The following is a 17,684-nucleotide window of genomic DNA, read 5'->3' on the forward strand; positions in this document are numbered from 1 at the left end:
CGCGCAAACGTTCGTTCGCTGTGTTACGCGAGGTGGACGTCGTCGCCTTGCGGGTCGTAGACGGCCAGCCCGTGGTGCGCGGCCAGGCGCAGGACTGTCTCGATCGCCGGCGTGCTCCGGGGACCGGATCCAAAATGCATGATCACGTGGTCGATACCGACCGAAAGCGGCGCCGAGTTCCAAGGGCAGCCAGGCGCTTCAACAGCCGGACCACGGTCGGGGTAGATGGACCGCACCTGCTCGTAGAAGGCCACGATGCGCCTGTCAGGCTCGCCGACGTTGTGTGTGCCCACGGCGGTGCAACGCTCGAACATCCGACGTACGGAGTCGGCTTCACTGCCTGCGTTCAAGGCCAGGACCACCAGATCAAAGCTCATGGCCTCATTGTCGTCAGACGTCCTCTTCGGCCGATGAGCGAGTCGCCTGCGAAGGCCGCCGGGGTTTGAGGCGACCGCAGCCGTGGTACTGACCGGGATCATCGTCGTCCCGTTTTGGAGGGTGCTCGTGCAGATCCAGGTCAACACCGACCACAACATCCACGGTGGCGAACGGCTGGCCACCTTCGTGACCACCGACCTTGAGGGCAGCCTCTCCCGGTTCGGCGGATGGTTGACCCGGGTGGAGGTGCACCTCAGCGAAGACGGCGGTGGCAAGCCCGAGGACAAGAAGTGCGTGATCGAAGCTCGGCCCGGGGGTAAGCAACCCGTTGCGGTCACCCACCACGCGACCACTGTGGACGACGCCTACGCCGGGGCGGCGCAAAAATTGGGGCGCGTGCTGGATTCCCGCTACGACCGCGCCCATGACTACAAGGGCAGCGAAAGCATCCGGCACATGCCCGCTCCGGAAGACCCGGAAGACGATCACAGCGACCGGTAGAAAGCCCGGTGCGCCTGCGCGGCGGACGGCCAGCTGTAGCGGCGGGCGACGGCCTTTCCGGGTTCCGGGTCGCCGCCCGCCAATGCCTCTCGCAGGGCTCGCGCGAACCCAGGCGGGTCGGTCGCGAAGCGGGCTACGCCGCCGAAGATCTCGCGCAGCACCGGGAGGTCGCGGGTCACCACCGGCACCCCCGCGGCCAGCGCCTCCATCGCGGCCAGCCCGAAACCCTCCTTGGTCGACGGGAAGGCGAACACCGCCGCCGACGCCATCAGTGACGGCAGTTCGTCGTGCGGGACCGGGCCCAGCACCTCCGGCTCGACACCCAGCTCGGCGGCGCGTTTCTCCCACCGCGCGCGGTAGTCGCGGTAGTCGAAGAGCGTCTCGCCGCCGGCGATCAGCAGGCGGACCTCCGGTGAGGCCAGCAGCGCGTACGCCTCCAGCAGGTCCAGGGAGCCCTTGCGCGGCTCGATTCCGCCGACCGCCAGCACGTACCGTCCCAGGCCGGCATCCGGAAGGGCGGTGGCGAAACGGTCGTAGTCGACGCCGTTGGGGATGACCGTCGCCTCGATGCCCCAGCCGGCGTGGACCTCCGCCGCCACCGCCGCGGACACGCAGATGTGCGCGTACGGCCGGACGATGGCCCGCTCGTGGCAGGCCGCCAGCTCCGGCGTCGTGAAAGTGTCGAGGTGGTGGATCGTCCGGACGCACCGGTCGACCGCGTTGGCGCTGATGCAGTCCTGTGCGTGCACGACGTCGTACTCGTCCGGGGTGAACGCGGCGCGCAGCACCGCGATCGACCGCAGGATCCGCTCGCCGACGCTCTCGCCGGGCACGTCCGGGAACGGCACGATCGACAACCGCACCGCCGGGTCGACCGGCCGGAAGAACCCCGCGTCGCCGCCGCGGCCGAGCGTCCACACCGTGACGTCCTCGCCCAGCGCCGCCAGCGCTTCGGCCAGCGCGAGCGTGTGCACTACCCCGCCGCGGGGTTTCGTCGAGTAGCTCAGCAGGGCGATGCGCATCAAGCCTCCCGGTACACCGACGGTTTCCGTTCCCCCAGGTGGTGCAGCACGCGGCGGGCGTTGGCGATCTCCTGCTCGACGTCCAGCTCGGCGACCGCGATGCCGGCCTTCGACCAGGTCCGCGCGAGGATCTCGCCGCCCGGCCCGACCACCTTGGCCTGGCCGAGGAACCGCATGCCGCCCATCGCGCCGGTCTGGTTGGACGACACGAGCACGACCTGGTTCTCCGCCGCCCGCGCCTGGTCGTAGAGGTCGAACAGCCGCGACTGGCGGTCCTGGGCCATCCGCGGGGCGCGGCTGGTGATGCTCGTCGGCCACGCGCTCAGGCAGGCGACGATGTCCGCGCCGTCGACCGCCAGCGAGCGGGCCGACTCGGGGAACGTCTTGTCGTAGTCGATCAGCATGCCGAGGCGCCCGACCGGCGTCTCGAACGCGGCGAACTCGGCCCCCGGCTCGTACGCCACGCTTTCCCCCGGTGGCTGGTGCACCTTCCGGTGCCGGCCCAGGACACCGTCACCCGTGACGCACACCGCGGAGTTGTAGCGCCGCGGCCCGTCGGCCTCGCAGTAGCCGACGCAGACGACCATCTCCGCGGCCAGCGACCGGATCGTCTTGAGCTCCGCGCAGTCGGGGTCGAGGGCCGGCGGGAGCGCCTCCGGGTCCGGATGGCGCAGGTCGGCGAGGTAGCCGCCGAGGGCCGCGTCCGGCAGCACCAGCAGCGCGACGCCCGACGAGCGCGCGTGGTCGATCAGCGTCGCGATGCGCTGCAGGTCGAAGTCGAGGTCGCGGCCGAAGTGCGCGGCGACGGCGGCGATCCGGATCTGCCCCATTCACGGGACACTAACGGGGTAGGCGTCGGGTCGTCTGTCCGCCAGGTGCCCCATCGACCGGCGCGCGGTCGCGAGCGCGGCCTGGACGTCGAACTCGGCGATCGCCATCCCCTCGGTGACGCCGGTGTCGGCGACGATCTCGCCGCCCGGGTCGACGATCTTCGCCCCGGCGACGAACCGCAGGTCGCCGAAGGTGCCGGACTGGTTGGCCGAGAGCCAGACGATCTGGTTCTCCAGTGCGCGGGCCCGGTCGAACAGGTCGAACCGCCGCTTCCAGCGGTCCTGCGCCAGATCGGGAGCCGCGTTGGTCCGGCTGCCGGGCCAGGCGCTCAGGCAGACGACGATCTCGGCGCCGTCCAGGGCCAGCGCCCGCGCGGACTCGGGGAAAGCCTTGTCGTAGCAGATCATCATGCCCAGCCGCCCGACCGGCGTCTCGAAGGCGGCGAACCCGCGGCCGGCGCCGTAGCTGGCGTTTTCGGCCAGGGGCTGGTGGACCTTGCGGTGGTTGCCGAGGACGCCGTCGCCGGTGACGCAGACCGCGGAGTTGTAACGGCGGCCGTCGGCGATCTCGCAGTACCCCGCCGTGACGACGAGGTCGCCGGCCAGCGCGGCCAGGCGTTTCACCTCCGGGCCGTCGACGGCCAGCGCGGGCGGGCCCTCGGCGCCGCCGTCGAGGTTGGCGAGGTAACCGCCGAGGGCCGCTTCCGGCAGCGCCAGCAGCCGCACGCCCTCGGCCTTCGCCTCGCCGATCAGCTTCTCGATGCGCGCGAAGTCGCCTTCGAGGTCGCGGTCGAACGGCGCGGCGACCGCGGCCATCCTGAGTGTCGTCATGAGTTCCCCAATCCGGTGACGCCGCCGTCGATGGCGGGCGTCAGTTCGCCGTCGGGCCAGCGCAGCGTGACGCCGGTGCCCGCGACCAGCTCGCCGCAATCCGCGGTGACCGCCGGGCCCGCGGGCGCGGGTGTGCCGGTGGTGAGCATCGCGAAGCCGGGGAAGCAGGTCAGCCAGTCCCCGATGGACGCTCCGCGCGGCCGTGGCACCTTCTCGACGTCCAGTACCGCACCGCAGCCGGACGCCTCCGCGAGCATGCCGAGCGTCCCGGCGATCCCGGCCATCGAGACGTCCTTGGCCGCCGCCGGCCGCGCTTTCGCGACCGAACCGAGCAGTTCACGCAGCTCCGGCGTGCGGCGGAAGCTCGTCGAGTCCCACTGACGTCCGGTGTAGCCCGGCCGCCAGCTGCCGCTCACGTCCGCCGTGAGCCAGACGCGCTCACCCGGCTTGCCGCCGCCACCGGGCACCGGATCGGTCGTGCGGCCCAGAGCCGTCACCGACAGCGAGGCCGGGACGCCGAACTGTGTGTGCCCGCCCAGCACCGGGACGCCGTACGCCTCGCTCGCCTTGCGCAGTCCACTGAGGACACGGGCGGCGAAGGACGCGTCCCGCGCGCCCAGCGCATCGAGCAGCCCGGTCGGCGCCGCGCCCATCGCGGCCAGGTCGTTGAGGTTGACCAGCACCGAGCACCAGCCCGCCCATTCCGGGTCGCGCTCGACCATGGACGGGATGATCGCGTCGCACGCTGCGACGACGTCGGTGCCGGGCAGCGGGACGCCGTCGTCACCGATGAAGCCCGGCACGCCGGTCATTCCGTGGAGCAGCGGGCCGAGCGCGGCCTTCGTCGACCGGGCCAGCGCCGCGATCCGGCCGATCGGCCACCGCATCAGCACGTGGTCGTGCCCGGCGACGGTCACCGGTCGCACGCGCTGCCAGCCGAGGCGGGTGAACAGCCGCTCGGTGCGGGTCTGCACGGTCGCCTCGAACCGCAGTGCGCCTTCGGCCTCGGCTCGTGCGCACGCCGCGCGCACCAGGGCCGAGCCGATCCCGGCCGGCGAACCGGGGGCGACGACCAGGCGGCCGCCCTTCCACCAGCCGAGGTCCGGGCCGTCGGTCGCCGGGCCGAGCCGGACGCCGCCGAGCACCTCTCCCGACGCGTCCCGGGCCACCAGGACCAGGGTGCGCGGGTCGGTGTCGTGGTCGTCGAGGTCGTGGCCGGCGAAAAGTCCTTGCCGGGCAACGAAAGCTTCGTGACGCAGCGAGCGGTACGTAGTCAGTCCACTGTGGTCGGATTCGCCGATGGTGAACGCCGGGCGCGCCGCGACGCTGCGGACGTCACCCAGCAACGCGAGGATGTCGTGGTCCACGTCAGCCACCCGCCGCGCTGAGCAGCCCGCAGGCACCGCACGCGGCACAGCCCGCGCCCTGGTCGGCGCCGGTCATCCCGGCGGCCCGCAGCAGCGCGGCGATCCGGCCGGTGACGTCGGCGACCAATGCGGGCGAAGGCGCGGTGGCGCCGTCCTGACGGGCCAGCGTCCCGACCATCGGCCGCATCGGCACCGCGAACGGGTAGACGCCCATGTCGACAAGCCGCCCCGCGCCCTCGACCAGCGCGTCCGGGTCCTCGCCGAGGCCGATCAGCAGGTACGTCGAGACGCGGTTGCGGCCGAACACCCGGACCGCCTCCGCCCACGCGGCCTCGTACTCCGCCAGCGGCACGGTCGACTTGCCCGGCATCCAGCGCCGCCGGACGTCGTCGTCCAGCGACTCGACGTGGATGCCGATCGACGTCGCCCCGGCGTCCCGCAGGTCTTGCAGCACACCGAGATCGCCCGGTGGCTCGATCTGCACCTGGATCGGCAGGCCCGGCACGGCGTCGAGCACCGCGCGGACGCACCGCACGAGGTGCCGGGCGCCGCGGTCGGGCCCGGATGTCGTGCCGGTGGTCATCACCATCTGCCGGACGCCATCGAGCCGCACCGCCGCCTCGGCGACTTCCGCGAGCTGCTGCGGCGTCTTCGCGGCCACAGTGGACCCCGCGCGCAGCGACTCCTCGATGGTGCAGAACCGGCAGCGCTGGTCCTCGGCGTACCGGATGCACGTCTGCACGACCGTCGTCGCGAGGACGTCTTGCCCGTGCAGCAAAGCGATCTTCCGGTACGGCACACCGTCCGCAGTGGACAGATCGTAGAACCGCGGGCGGCCGACCGGGGCGACGCTCAGGCCCAGGTCGATCGTCTCGCGGAAGATCCGGCCGTCGCGGACGACGTACGGGCTCGACGGGTTCAGGGGCAGCGTGGCGTTGGCACCGTCGACCACCAGGTGGCCGTCGTCGCTCGGCCCGGCGCCCTTGCTGCGTTGCACAGGTGCGTCCACACGCACTCCGCGGACGGCGATGTCGGCGCGGGTTTCCAGGTCTTCTTCGATGCCAACGCGCACACTGGCTCCTAGAACATGTAGGTGGAGTTGATGATCGCGCCCTTGCGCGCGTAGTGGATCAGCGCGTCCTGCACGTCCAGGGGGTGCGTCGGGATGACGCCCTCGATGAGGTCCTCTTCGCGTGCGCCGTGCAGCGACAGGCCGAAGCGGCAGCAGTAGGCCTTGCCGCCCTCGCTGATGAACGTCTTGAGCTGGTCGTTGATGTTCAGCTCGCCCGGGAACGCGGCGTTGCCGGTGGTCGGGAAGCCACGCGTGGCCAGGCAGTTCAGCGAACCCGGCCCGTAGAAGTAGATCGCGGCTTCGAAGCCCTTCCGCAGCGCGCGGGTCGCCTGCAGGATCGCGACGAAGCTCACCGACGACTCGTGCGCGATGCCGTGCACGAGCGTGAAGTAGCTCTGGCCGGGTTCGGCCTGGTAGTCCGGGAAGACCTTGGTCCCGCCGTACAGGTTGGACCCCTGCGGCAGCGACGGGTGCGGGATCTCGTCGAGGCTGGTCTTCTCGGTCTCGGTCAGCTCTGCCATCGGTCTATTTCCCTTTCTTCGGTCCGTACAGCACGTCGAACGTGCCGCGGAAAACCAGGTCGGCGAGCTCGCCGTCGCCGGCCGCGGCGGCCAGCTTGGCGAGTTCGCCCTCGTGATCGCCCCACGGTTCGTCGGAGGCGAAGAGCACGCGGTCGTGGCCGATACCACGGCGCGAGATCTCCTCGACGAGCCAGCGGGGCGTGAAGCCGATCGCCCAGGACAGGTCCGTGTAGACCTGCTTCCCGGCGGCGATCCAGTCGAAGAAGCGGCCGCCGACGAGCTTGATGTGCCCGCTCATCCCGCCGCCGAAGTGGACGAGGTGCAGCTTGACGTCGCCGGCGTAGGTGTCGACGAGCTTGCCGACCTCGTCGATGTCCGACGCCGCACCCGGCGAGGTGTGGACGTGCACGACGAGGTCGTGTTCCCTTGCCGTGGCGAAGATCTTGTCGAGCTGCGGCTTGCACGCCGGGTCGGATGCCTTGCCACCCAGCAGGAAGCTGAGTTTGAGCGCCCGCACGCCTGGTTCGCCGGCCAGCTTCAGGGCGTTGTCGGTACGGTCGGCGTCTTCGGCTCGCGGCGACACCCACAGCGCGGCGCTGATCCGGTCGTCCTTGCCTGCCGCCTCGACGCAGAGTTCGTTGAAGGAGAACGCGATCGCCGGGTCCGGGACGCCGTAGTTCGGGATCACCAGCGCGCGTTCGGTGCCTTCGCGGTCCAAATCGGACAAGAGTTCGCCGATCGTCGCGCGGCTGCCGATCGCCGGGGCGACCGGCGGGCCGCCGTAGAACGGGAACGCGGGTAGCACACCCAGGTGGCGGTGGGCATCGTTCGTCCAGCGCATCAGGCCACCGTCCGCGGCGCGACCCAGTCGTCGTCGGCCGGGTAGGTGCTCACAGGCGTCCCGGAGAGCCACCGGACGTCACCGCGGCCGCCTCCGGTGATCCGCCGGGCCAGGTACTCGGCGTCCGCGGCGACCCCGCAGAACCGCCCGGAACCCCAGGTGTGCTGCCAGGGCAGGCCGAGGAAGTACAGGCCGGGGCAGCTGGTGACGCCGCGGTGGTGCGTCGGGTAGCCCTTGCCGTCGAAGACCGGGACGTCGATCCAGCGGTGGTCGCGGCCGAAGCCGGTGCTCCAGACGACCGCGGAGAGCGCTTCCGTGTCGAGGGTGCGTTGGCCGCCTTGTGGCTCCCACACCGGCTTGTAGCGATCTTCCTTCGGTGTGGCGATCCCGCGGTGGGCGATGAACCCGTCGATCGAGTCCTTGATGCCCTCGGACACCGCGTCCGCCGCGTCGAGGTTGCGGCGCAGGTCGTCGGCGAACTCCAGGTGTCCACTTCGGACACTTTTCAGTCGGCCGTAGAGCTGCATGCCCTCCGCGGCGAACGCGCGCAGGTCGATGTCGTGGCCACCGTCGCGGCCGGTGACGTAGTGGTTGGCGCGGAACCGGACGGCGTCCGCGTCGGCGAACTCGTCGATTCCCCTGGCGTAGTACCCCATTTCGTCGAGCCAGGCGACGACGTCGCGACCGCGGTAACGCCGGGCGACGCGCGGCGCCGACCCGACGGCGAGGTGCACCCGCCGCCCGGCCAGGTGCAGGTCCTCGGCGATCTGGCAGCCGGACTGCCCGGTGCCGACCACCAGGACGTCCCCGTCCGGCAGCTGCGCGGGGTTGCGGTACTCGGCCGAGTGCAGCTGGACGACGTGGTCCGGCAGCCGCTCGGCCAGCCGCGGCTTCAACGGCACCTGGTACGGGCCGGTGGCCAGCACGACGTGGTCGGCGGTCAGCTCGCCGGCCGACGTCGTGAGCCGGAACCCGCCGCCGGGCAGCTGCCGCAGCCGCGTCGCCTCGACGCCCTCGTGCAGGGGAACGTCGAAGTCCTTCACGTACGACTCGAGGTAGGCGACGATCTCGTCCCGGACCATGAACCCGTCCGGATCGTCACCCGCGTAGGGGAAACCGGGCAGCCGGCACTGCCAGTTGGGCGTGACCAGGCAGAAACTGTCCCAGCGGCGGGTCCGCCATTCGTGCCCCGCGCGCTCGCGTTCGAGCACGAGGTGCCCGACCCCGGCAGTGGTCAGGCAGTGGGACATCGACAGTCCCGCCTGGCCGCCGCCGACCACGATCACCGGCCGGTGCAGGCCGTCGAGCTGGAGGTTCATGCCGATCAGTGCACCGGCGGACGATTTCCGGACGGTTTCATCCGGAACATCGGCGTGTTACCAGACCGGCCGGGGGTAACGCTTGCGCCGGGGCGCTCGTAACACGCCGCCCGCCGCCGGCCGGACCGGAAATGGCGGCCCGACGCCGCCCGCCTCGCAGGTTCGCGGCTCGCGGCTCGCGCCGCCCGGCTCGCGCTTCGCGGCTCGCGCCGCCCGGCTCGCGTCGCCCGCCGCACCTCCGGCGGTGTCTTGAATGAGTCATTCAGGTCTTGCGAGGTCCTGAATGACTCATTCAAGACGTCTGCCCAGGGCGCCACACCCGTCGACCGGCGCCGGGGCGGCCAGGCAGGCGACTCTGTCAGGACCCCGCCCCCAGCTGGACCAGAAATGGCGGCCCGCCGCCGCCCTAATGAATCTTTCCGGGCAGCAGGGTACTTTTGTCGTCACCCGTTCGGTGTGGTCAACGACCTTCTTTTGTTGGTTTGTGCGCGTTTCCGGAAAAAGCGGACAGAAATGGATCTTCGGTATCCGCCGAATGGCCGTCGAAGCGCTGAAGTTTTGCTGGTTACACTCCGCCGGGTATGTTCCCGATCCTTCGTCTACCTGGAGGTTCTTCATGCAGACCGTTGATTCAACCGCCGTCTTGGAAGGCTGGCTGTCGGGTTCGGAATCGGCGCACGGACTGGCGAACCCCGCCGGCCCGCTGTACGTCGGCGGAAACGCCGCCGAGGCTTCGCTGGTCGACCCGACCGACATGCTGTACGCGTTCTGTTCGAGCCCGAGTGGTTCGCACGGCAGCTGGTGCTGCTGACGAAAGTCGTTCATCGGCACGCGCCCGCGACTCCCTTGCCGGGGGAGCGCGGGCGCGCGCCCCGGGTCGGATCAGCCGGAGGCCAGTGGTGCTCGATTCAGCAGACAGTGAGACCCTCCCGTTCGGCGGGCCGGTGGACCGGCTCGCGCGGCCGTGGCGGACCGCGCTGGCGGATGCGCTCGACGCCATCCCCGGCCTGACCCCGGACGAGCGCGCCGTGGTGCTGGCCGCCGGGAGTGACGCGCTGGTCCAGTCGTTGCACGCGAAGCTGTCGCGGGTGTTCTTGATCGAACTGCACGCCCGGCAGCTGACCGCGGGCGGCGACGGCACCGGACTTTGGGCGGAGTACGTCGAGGAAGCGACGCGCGAGGACTACCTGGCGAGCATCGAAGGGCGCTACCCGGTCCTCCCGCGGCGGGTCGAGTCGGTGGCGCGGCTGTCCGTGGCCGCCGTCGCCGGGTTCGCCGCGCGGCTGGCGGCGGACCGCCCGCTGTTCGGTGCGCCGTTGCGCGGGGAACTGCGGGCGGTCACCTTCGGCCGCGGCGACACGCACCGGGGCGGCCTGACGGTCAGCCGGGTCGACGTCGGCGACGGGACCATCATGTACAAGCCGCGGAATTCGGCGATCGACACCGCGCTCGCGGCCTTGATCGAGGACGTCTACGAGACGTTCCCCGGCGCCCCGCCGGCCGCCGAGCGGATCCGGGTGCCGCCGGTGCTCCGGCGCGACGGCTACGGGTGGGCGGAGTTCGTCGAACCCCGCTACTGCGCGGACGAGCGCGAGCTGGGCCTCTTCTACCGCAACCTCGGGCACTGGCTGGCGGTCCTGCGCCTGTGCGGCGGCACCGACATGCACGCGGAGAACATGATCGCGGCGGGCCCGGTGCCGGTCATCGTGGACGCCGAGACCCTGTTCGACGCCCCCGCGGAGTTCCCGCCCAGCGGCCAGGGCGACGCCGTCGACGTCGCGACCGCCGCGATCCGCCGGACGGTCCTGCGCACCGGCCTCCTCCCGGTGCGCGGCAAGGGCTACGCGCTCGGCGGGGTGGACATCTCCGGCATCGGCGCGCTGCCCGGGCAGCAGCCGCGCATCCCGTCGCCGGTCATCGCCGACGCGGGCACGGCCGCCGCGCGCCTGGAGGTCGACCTGGTCGAGATGCCGGCCGCGGGCAACCACCCCAGCCCGACCGCGGTGCTGCACGCCCACTGGGACCGCGTGCTCGAGGGCTTCCGCGAGATGACCGCGCACCTGCACCGCCTCGACGCCGGTCCCGGCGTGCACCACCTGCTCCGGCACTTCGAGGGCGTCGAGGCCCGCCGGATCCTGCGCCCGACGCAGGCCTACGTCGACATCGGCCGGATGCTGTGGCACCCGGCGTCCCTGCACGACGAAGCGGCCGCGATCGAGCGCGGCCGCGACATCCTGCTCCGCAACGCGAAGGTCCTGCACGGCGCGCCGCAGGACCTCCCGGCCATCGACGCGGAGATCGCCGACCTGCTGGCCGGGGACGTCCCGCTGTTCAGCTTCGAGGTGGACCGCGCGGCGATCGAGGCGTCGGTGGCCGACTGGCGCGGCGCGGACCTGCCGTTCGAGGAGGCGATCATCCAGGACGCGCTCGTCGGGGCCTACCTCAACGAGCGCACCCTGCCCTCGCGCCGCCAGTACCCCGCCCACGACCCGCATTGCCGGGACCGCGAGCCCCGGCGCCGGGCGCTGGCCGCGCGGCTGGTCCGGCAGCTGTGCGACGGCGCGGTGCGCGGCTCGGACGGCACGGTCAGCTGGGTCAGTCCCGTGTTCACCCCGGCCGGCTGGTCGATCCGTGTCCTGCCCGCCGACCTGTACACCGGCCAGGGCGGCGTGGTGCTCACCCTGGCCGAGTACCTGGCCGAGGTGCGCGCCGGACGCGCCGACGAGGTCGACGGCGTGCAGGAGTGCTTCGACGGCGCGCTGAAGGTCCTGATGAGCGTCGAGGAACTGACCGAGACGCCGTCCGCCGGGGCGTTCAGCGGTGCGGCGTCCCAGGTGTGGACCTGGCTCGCGCTGCACCGCGTGCTGGGCTGGGACTGGCTGCTGGACCGGGCGGAGGAGCGAGCCGGCCAGTTCGCCGACGGCCGCATGATCGCCGAGGATCGCGAGGTGGACCTGCTCAACGGCGTCGCGGGCGCCGGGGTGCCGCTGCTCGGCCTGGCCGCGACCGGACGGCCGAAGTGGCTGCCGGTGGCCGCGGCGGTGGGGAACCGGCTGGCCGACCTGGCCGTGCACGAGGACTACGGGGCCCGGTGGCCCACCCGGCTCAACCCCGAGGGCATCGGCGGGTTCGCCCACGGCGCCACCGGCATCGGCTGGACGCTGACGCGGCTCGCGCTCAGCGACGCCGGAACCCCGGCGGAACGGGCCACCTGGCGGGAGCTCGCCGAGCGGGCATTCGCCTACCAGGAATGGCTTTACCGCCCGGAGGTCGGCAACTGGTTCGACGCCCGCATCGGCAGCGAAGAGGACTTCTTCACCAGCTGGTGCCACGGCAGCGCCGGCATCGGCCTGGCCATGCTCGACCTGCACCGGCGCACCGGCGACCCGCGGCGGCTGGAGATGGCGGTCCGCGCCGCCCGCGCGAGCGCCGCCGAAGGCTTCGGCTGGAGCCACACCCTGTGCCACGGCGACATGGGCCTGTGGGAGATGCTGGACGCCATCCGCCTCGCCGACCCGTCCTGGGACGGCCCGGACCGCGACGAGATCGACGGCGAACTGCTGACCGGCCTCGAGCAACGCGGCCCGGTCGGCGGCCTGGCCCGGGAGGCGTTTTCCCCGAGCCTGATGTCCGGGCTGGCCGGGGTGGTGCACGGCCTGCTCCGCATGCGCCCCGAGCAGCGCCTGCCCTCCCCGCTGCTGCTGGACTAGGAACGGGCCCGGGACGTCGCCGCGACGATGTCCCGGGCCCGCCCCCGGTTCACGGCGTCAGGTAGCAGGACTTCGCGATCCCGGTCAGCGGGTCGGTGCCGAACGCCGCGGTCGTGCACGGCGTCCCGCCCGTGAAGGTGCGGTACACGAACGCGCCCCGCGCACCGTAGGCGACCGTCCGCTGCCCGGCGAACCCGCAGGTGGCGCCTTCCGCGGCACACGACGTGGCGTAGCCGGGCGGGCTGCCGTCCCTGGTGTAGCACGCCTTGGCCTCGCCCGGGATCGGGTCGCCGCCGAAGGAACCGTTGGCACAGCCGAGCGTGCCCGAGGCGGTGACGTACCGGAAGGCACCGAACGCGCCGTAGGCCACCGGCTGGCCGCTGACGGCCGGACAGGAACCGCCCTCGGCCGCGCACTGGCTCCAGCCTCCCGCGGGTGGTCCGGCCGGGGCGAGGTAGCACGACTTCGCGACGTTGGCGATCGGGTCGCCGAAGACGGCGTTCGTGCACGGGGTGCCGGCGCTGAACACCCGGTACGCGAACACCCCGTTCGCGCCGTAGGCGATGCTGCGGCCGTAGCCGGTGAACGAGCAGGTGCCGTTCTCGGCCGCGCAGGCCGTGTATCCGGCCGGGCCGCCGAGCGGCGCCACGTAACAGGACTTGGCCAGGTTCGCGGCCGGGTCGATCCCGAACGCGTCGTTCGTGCAGGCGGTCGCGGAGGTCGCGGTCTTGAACGTGTAGGCCCCGGCGCCGTAGGCGACGCTGCGGGTGCCGGAGAAGGCGCATTGACCGCCTTCCGCCGCACAGTGGGTGAAACCGGCGGGAAGACCGGCGGCGGCGGGCGGCGGGGGAGGGACCGGGTTGCCGAGGCCGGCGGCGGTCACGTCGTAGGTGCCCGGCGCGACGCCGGTGAGGTAGACGTAGTCGCCGTCCTGCGAGGCGGCACTGATCCCGGGGCGGGGTGTGAACGTGTTGTTGCTCCACACGACCGCACCGTTGACGGAGACCGAGATGTTCGCGCCACCCAGTTTGGGCACGCCGATCCGGCCCGTCGTGCCGCCCGGGCTGCCGAGGTGGGCGGTGTAGGTGCCGGCGCCGGGATTGCGGGACCAGGACGCGTTCACCGGCCCCTGCGGCAGCGTGATGCGGCCCTCGGCGCTGCTCAGGTCACCGGGATGGGGGACGAACCGGTACTGACCCACCTGGGGTTCCGGTGCGGTGCCCAGGACGTCGAAGGTCAGCGCGGAGGTCGGGCCGCTCGACCAGCCGTGCGCCATGCTCATGAACGACCCGCCGTAGGCCGGGGTGCCGTCGGCGTTGATTCCTTCCCAGAAGGTGCTCTTGGTGCCGACCGGGCTGTTCAGCATGTGGCCCCAGGTGCGGCGGATCTGGGCGAGGGCGGTGAAGTCGTCGTTGGCCGCGAAGTGCGCCTGCACCTCCATGCCGCCGGAGAAGGGGTGCACGCCGCCGCCCCACTCGGGGGTCGTCGCGCCGAAGGCGTTCCAGCGGCCGGCGAGGGCCCGGACGATGCTGGTGGCCTTCGACGGCGAGTCGGTCAGGCCGTACCAGACCGCGAGCGAGTTGCCGTCCTGCGGGTACAGGCCGCTGTTCGGGTTGTCGCGGTACATGCCCGCACCGGAGTCCCAGAGCCGGGCGTTCGCCGCGGCCTTCAGCGCGGCGGCCCGGTTCGCGTAGGTGGCGGCCAAACCGCTGTCGCCCTTGACGGTCGCGAGGGAGGCGCCGCCGGTGAGCGCGGCGTAGAGCAGCGCGTTCGCCTCGATGTTCTCGCCACCCTGGCCGGAGCGCGCCCAGTCCTGGGTCGCGGTCACGTTGAGCAGGTTGCCGGAGTCGATCTTGCCGATGATGAACTGCATCCCGCGGGTGTAGTTCGACCACACCGAGTCGAGCCAGGCCCGGTCGGCGGAGTACGTGTAGTACAACGACGTCCCGAGCAGGGTCCACGTGTGGTAGGTGTCGGACCCCTTGAGGTTGAACACGGGGCCGGACCACGGAATCTCCCCGTTGGCGGCCTGCACGCCGTACATGGTCGACAGGGCGTTCCGGGTGGCTTCCAGCTCGTTCATCGACGCGTAGGCGGTCGGGACCGAGATGCCGAGGTCGCCGGGCCAGACGGTCCGGTCGCGCTTGGCGCCGTCCACCAGCACGGAATTGCCCACTCCGACCACGGCGCTGTTGTCCCATTCGGACGATGGCGGTGGCCAGGCCCGGCCCTGGTCGCTCGCGATGATGTTGGTCTGCACGGTGTACGCGCCCGCGTACCAGATCCGGTTGAGCAGGTCGTCGCTCGAGTAGAAGTAGTTCGCGTACGCCGCGGGGTTCGGTTTGCCCGGTGCGGGCGTGAAGGCCAGGGACACGCCGGTGAGATCGACCCAGCCCGCCGTGTCCAGGAAGATCGTCAAGTACCGGAAGCCGCCGCGCAGTCTCGCCGCCGGCATCGTGTAGGTCCCGTTGGTGGGGGCGTTTCCGTGGATCGCGCCGTCGGCGTTGCCGCCGCTGCTCGCGTCGCTCGTCCGTCCGATGTAGAGCGACGACTCGGTGAACGCGAGCCCGGCCCGCTGCCCGCCGCTGGTCGCGCCGAACGAGAGCGTGGCGATCCCGCCGACCTCCTTGCCGAAGTCGAGCGTGATCGACGAGTTCGTCCCGGAGAGCCGGGTCGCTTGCCCGGTCAGCACGTTCTGCGGGCTGGTCACCGATCCGGCAGTGCCCTGGACGGCGACCGGCCGCACCGTCCGCGAGGTCGGCGAGAGGTTCAGCGCCTCGAGCGCCCCGGGCGGTGGCGCCAGGGCGGCCGAGGTGCGCGGCGGAGCGCTCACGCGGGCTTCGACGGGCGGTGTGGCCAGGAGAACCAGGAGCAAGGCAGCGGCCAAGCCGGCGGAACGCATGGCGACCTCCAGGATTGGAACGTTTCAAATCCGGACCGGACGGGTTCTGCGAGCGAGCGGAGCGCAAGGGGGCAGATTGGTCTAGACGAGTTCGTTCCCGTCAGGGTGCTCCACGTCCATGGTCATGTCAATGCCCGGCCGGCCGTGAACTCAGCTGTAGACCTCGAACCGGGCGATCTGGCCGGCCGGCCACCCGGTGTTGCCGGTGCAGGTCAGGCGGAGGAACCGGCGGCTGCCGGCCGGCACGGTGATGGTGACGCTGTTGCCCCTCGCCGGATCGAAGACGTACCCCGTCGCCGGGACGAGGGTGGCGAACGTGGTGCCGTCGGCGGAACCCGACACGGCCAGCGTCTGCGTCCGGGTGCCCCACGCGCTCGACGGCGGGACGGCCACCACGATCCGCGTCACCGCCGTCGCCGCGCCGAGGTCGGCCTGGAGCCATTGGGGGAACGCGTTGTTCGCGCTTTCCCAGTAGCTGTCGGCGTTCCCGTCGACGGCGTTGCCCGAGCCGTAGTTCTGGGTGTGGCTGCTTTCGGTGGTGGCGCGGCCGCGGGCGAGGTCGGTCGAACCGCCGGTGGTCAATATCGGCGAGGTCGGACGGGTCGGGGTGAGCGGAATCTGTCCCTTGAGCATGCGGCCGCCGTCGGCGGTCAGGCGCAGGTAGTAGTCCGACGAGCACGCCGTCCCGTCTTCGTCGAGGGCGAGCAGACCGGCGCCGACGGGGGACATCGCGGCGGTTTCCGCGGTCTTGGCGATCTGGTTGCCTTCACCGTATTCGTCGAACATCGAGATGTAGATGCCCTGCGCGCCGGCCCGCACCATGTTGTAGAACTGGCGCCACATGAAGTCGCCGTGGGCGCGCTGGCGCCCGGAGACGTCGCCGGGGAGCACGCACGGCTGGTAGTCGATGCCGTGGGCGGCGCAGTCGGCCGCGTCGGGGACGTTGAGGTTCGCGTACATCCAGTCCGAGCCGGCCACGTCGCCGACGGCGCCGACCATCCACGGCGAAATCATGTTGAACGCGCGGTAGACGTCGCCGAAGCCCGGCCGCGAGCCGCCGTCGCTGGTGCGCCACTCCCGCGGCACGCCACCGATGACGTAACAACCCTGGGCCTTGAACCAGTTCACGACGTCGAGGCAGGTGTTCGCGTCCCACGGGTGGTTGCCGTCGTTGTAGCCGAAGCCCCAGATGCAGACGACCGGTTTGCCGTTCTGGCGCGCGTAGGCGGAGGACGCCGTGTGCGCGGACATCTTCGTCGTCCAGTCGGCTTTCATCTCCGGCTGCATGTTCGCCCAGCCGGTGGCGTCGTACATGATGTAGAACTTGCGTCCGTGCGACTCGGCGGCGCTGCGGACCTTCGCGGCTATCGCGTCGCGCGTCGGGCCTTCGCTGCTGTTGGGGTTGAAGCGCTGCAGCGCGGCGGTGTCGCAGCCGTTCTGCTGCATCCACAGGAAGTGCGTGTCGACGGTTTGCTGGTCGTAGGACGAGAAGAGGGTGGCGGGCTGCCCGTTGCCGAGGCTGCCGTAGGCGGTCGGGTAGGCGCGGGTGTACTCGCGCATGTCCGGCCAGGCCTTGATGACGTTGTTGCCCGGCGACGGGGTCTGGCTCCAGTTCTGGCTCCAATGCCACCAGCCGTCGATCGGCGCGCCGTCGCCGGCGCAGGCGAACCAGCCCTGGTACCCGACGGTGATCTTGCCGACGACGTCCCCGGGCGGGCTGGCCGCCGCGGCACCGGGGGCGCCGGCGAGGGACAGTGCACCCCAGGCCGAAGCGGCCGCGGCCGAGCCGATGAACGTCCTGCGCGAGATCGCCATGCCCGTTCCTCCCGCCACGCTGCACGAGTACGTCTGCCGGTGAGAGGACTGTAGGTCTTTGGCCAAGAAGTGGCAATACTCGTACTGATTTCTGAAAGTTTCCGATCAGATCGCGCAAGATGTTGCCTGGCGGTCCGGGTTACCGTGGTTCTCATGGCAGAGAACCTCGTCCGCCGCACTGGCGAATCACTGTGGTCGTCAGCGGACCTGGCGCGGCTCGACGCGGCCCGGGAACTCGAGATCGCCGTCCGGCGCGCCGACGACACGCTGCGGCGGGCGGTGCCGGTGTGGGTCGTGTGCGCGGGTTCGCACGTGTACGTCCGGACCTGGTACCGGCGCGACACCGGGTGGTTCGGCCAGGCCCTGCGCACCCGCCGGGCGCGGATCGGTGTCGAGGGCTGGGAAGCCGACGTCGCGATCGAGGACGTCGGCCTCGAGCACCGCGCGGATATCGATACCGCTTACCGCGTCAAGTACGGGCGCTTCGGTGAGGGATCGGTCGGAGACATGGTGAACGCGTCCGCCGCGGCCACGACCCTGCGGCTGGCGCCCGTCCCGCGAGCCTGAGCTTCCGG

The 17,684-nt window shown here is 71.5% G+C and carries 15 protein-coding genes; 4 read left to right on the forward strand and 11 right to left on the reverse strand.

The window, feature by feature from the left end; all coding sequences use genetic code 11:
• Positions 1 to 23: 23 nt before the first annotated feature.
• Complete coding sequence (locus QQ657_RS01005) at positions 24 to 377, reverse strand: hypothetical protein (protein ID WP_284740081.1); 354 nt, start codon at positions 375 to 377, stop codon at positions 24 to 26.
• 127 nt (positions 378 to 504) lie between these two features.
• Here QQ657_RS01005 and QQ657_RS01010 point away from each other — a divergent pair, with 127 nt between their 5' ends.
• On the forward strand, positions 505 to 879 hold the full coding sequence (locus QQ657_RS01010) for an HPF/RaiA family ribosome-associated protein (RefSeq protein WP_284740082.1): 375 nt from the start codon (positions 505 to 507) through the stop codon (positions 877 to 879).
• Here the strand turns inward: QQ657_RS01010 and QQ657_RS01015 are convergent.
• From QQ657_RS01015 to QQ657_RS01050, 8 genes are read right to left on the reverse strand one after another with little or no spacing between them, the layout of a single operon-like run.
• Positions 864 to 1,901, reverse strand: a complete 1,038-nt coding sequence (locus QQ657_RS01015; protein ID WP_284740083.1) for an MSMEG_0565 family glycosyltransferase — start codon at positions 1,899 to 1,901, stop codon at positions 864 to 866. The two genes, QQ657_RS01010 and QQ657_RS01015, sit on opposite strands and share 16 nt — an antisense overlap.
• Entirely contained in the window at positions 1,901 to 2,731 is an 831-nt protein-coding gene (locus QQ657_RS01020; protein WP_284740084.1) for a carbon-nitrogen hydrolase family protein, read from the reverse strand. Before QQ657_RS01020 ends, QQ657_RS01015 begins: the two co-directional genes overlap by 1 nt.
• Positions 2,732 to 3,562 carry a carbon-nitrogen hydrolase family protein gene (locus QQ657_RS01025; protein WP_284740085.1) on the reverse strand — a complete coding sequence of 277 codons (831 nt, stop codon included), beginning with the start codon at positions 3,560 to 3,562 and terminating at the stop codon, positions 2,732 to 2,734.
• Positions 3,559 to 4,929 (reverse strand): MSMEG_0567/sll0787 family protein, encoded by a 1,371-nt coding sequence (locus tag QQ657_RS01030; protein WP_284740086.1) that lies wholly within the window; start codon positions 4,927 to 4,929, stop codon positions 3,559 to 3,561. The genes QQ657_RS01025 and QQ657_RS01030 overlap by 4 nt, the downstream gene beginning before the upstream one ends.
• Before the next feature lies 1 nt (position 4,930).
• Positions 4,931 to 6,001, reverse strand: a complete 1,071-nt coding sequence (locus QQ657_RS01035; RefSeq protein ID WP_284740087.1) for an MSMEG_0568 family radical SAM protein — start codon at positions 5,999 to 6,001, stop codon at positions 4,931 to 4,933.
• 8 nt (positions 6,002 to 6,009) lie between these two features.
• Positions 6,010 to 6,522, reverse strand: a complete 513-nt coding sequence (locus QQ657_RS01040; protein WP_003073383.1) for an MSMEG_0572/Sll0783 family nitrogen starvation response protein — start codon at positions 6,520 to 6,522, stop codon at positions 6,010 to 6,012.
• A gap of 4 nt (positions 6,523 to 6,526) precedes the next feature.
• Entirely contained in the window at positions 6,527 to 7,363 is an 837-nt protein-coding gene (locus QQ657_RS01045; protein WP_284740088.1) for an amidohydrolase family protein, read from the reverse strand.
• A complete protein-coding gene (locus QQ657_RS01050; RefSeq protein WP_284740089.1) occupies positions 7,363 to 8,682 on the reverse strand; it encodes an MSMEG_0569 family flavin-dependent oxidoreductase in 1,320 nt (439 codons plus the stop codon). The genes QQ657_RS01045 and QQ657_RS01050 overlap by 1 nt, the downstream gene beginning before the upstream one ends.
• A 409-nt stretch (positions 8,683 to 9,091) precedes the next feature.
• Between QQ657_RS01050 and QQ657_RS01055 the strand changes: the two genes are divergently transcribed.
• Both QQ657_RS01055 and QQ657_RS01060 read left to right on the forward strand, forming a co-directional pair.
• Positions 9,092 to 9,493 carry a DUF6229 family protein gene (locus tag QQ657_RS01055; RefSeq protein WP_284740090.1) on the forward strand — a complete coding sequence of 134 codons (402 nt, stop codon included), beginning with the start codon at positions 9,092 to 9,094 and terminating at the stop codon, positions 9,491 to 9,493.
• Positions 9,494 to 9,581: 88 nt separating this feature from the next.
• Entirely contained in the window at positions 9,582 to 12,392 is a 2,811-nt protein-coding gene (locus tag QQ657_RS01060) for a type 2 lanthipeptide synthetase LanM family protein (protein ID WP_284740091.1), read from the forward strand.
• 49 nt (positions 12,393 to 12,441) lie between these two features.
• On the opposite strand, the gene QQ657_RS01065 is transcribed toward QQ657_RS01060, so the two are convergent.
• Complete coding sequence (locus tag QQ657_RS01065) at positions 12,442 to 15,294, reverse strand: alpha-L-rhamnosidase-related protein (RefSeq protein ID WP_284740092.1); 2,853 nt, start codon at positions 15,292 to 15,294, stop codon at positions 12,442 to 12,444.
• 150 nt (positions 15,295 to 15,444) lie between these two features.
• Entirely contained in the window at positions 15,445 to 17,109 is a 1,665-nt protein-coding gene (locus QQ657_RS01070) for a glycoside hydrolase family 99 protein (protein ID WP_284740093.1), read from the reverse strand.
• A 153-nt stretch (positions 17,110 to 17,262) separates the two neighbouring features.
• Between QQ657_RS01070 and QQ657_RS01075 the strand changes: the two genes are divergently transcribed.
• Positions 17,263 to 17,676 (forward strand): DUF2255 family protein, encoded by a 414-nt coding sequence (locus tag QQ657_RS01075; protein ID WP_284740094.1) that lies wholly within the window; start codon positions 17,263 to 17,265, stop codon positions 17,674 to 17,676.
• The last annotated feature ends 8 nt before the right edge of the window (positions 17,677 to 17,684 follow it).

Source organism: Amycolatopsis ponsaeliensis (assembly GCF_030182635.1).
In the GTDB taxonomy this organism is placed as follows: Bacteria; Actinomycetota; Actinomycetes; order Mycobacteriales; family Pseudonocardiaceae; genus Amycolatopsis; species Amycolatopsis ponsaeliensis.

What these genes read in the sequence shown, in the direction of transcription:
- QQ657_RS01005 (WP_284740081.1), bottom strand. Translation starts at nt 377, where the DNA reads ATGAGCTTTGATCTGGTGGTCCTGGCCTTGAACGCAGGCAGTGAAGCC.
- QQ657_RS01015 (WP_284740083.1), bottom strand. Translation starts at nt 1,901, where the DNA reads ATGCGCATCGCCCTGCTGAGCTACTCGACGAAACCCCGCGGCGGGGTA.
- QQ657_RS01020 (WP_284740084.1), bottom strand. Translation starts at nt 2,731, where the DNA reads ATGGGGCAGATCCGGATCGCCGCCGTCGCCGCGCACTTCGGCCGCGAC.
- QQ657_RS01025 (WP_284740085.1), bottom strand. Translation starts at nt 3,562, where the DNA reads ATGACGACACTCAGGATGGCCGCGGTCGCCGCGCCGTTCGACCGCGAC.
- QQ657_RS01040 (WP_003073383.1), bottom strand. Translation starts at nt 6,522, where the DNA reads ATGGCAGAGCTGACCGAGACCGAGAAGACCAGCCTCGACGAGATCCCG.
- QQ657_RS01045 (WP_284740088.1), bottom strand. Translation starts at nt 7,363, where the DNA reads ATGCGCTGGACGAACGATGCCCACCGCCACCTGGGTGTGCTACCCGCG.
- QQ657_RS01050 (WP_284740089.1), bottom strand. Translation starts at nt 8,682, where the DNA reads ATGAACCTCCAGCTCGACGGCCTGCACCGGCCGGTGATCGTGGTCGGC.
- QQ657_RS01055 (WP_284740090.1), top strand. Translation starts at nt 9,092, where the DNA reads ATGAATCTTTCCGGGCAGCAGGGTACTTTTGTCGTCACCCGTTCGGTG.
- QQ657_RS01065 (WP_284740092.1), bottom strand. Translation starts at nt 15,294, where the DNA reads ATGCGTTCCGCCGGCTTGGCCGCTGCCTTGCTCCTGGTTCTCCTGGCC.
- QQ657_RS01070 (WP_284740093.1), bottom strand. Translation starts at nt 17,109, where the DNA reads ATGGCGATCTCGCGCAGGACGTTCATCGGCTCGGCCGCGGCCGCTTCG.
- QQ657_RS01075 (WP_284740094.1), top strand. Translation starts at nt 17,263, where the DNA reads ATGGCAGAGAACCTCGTCCGCCGCACTGGCGAATCACTGTGGTCGTCA.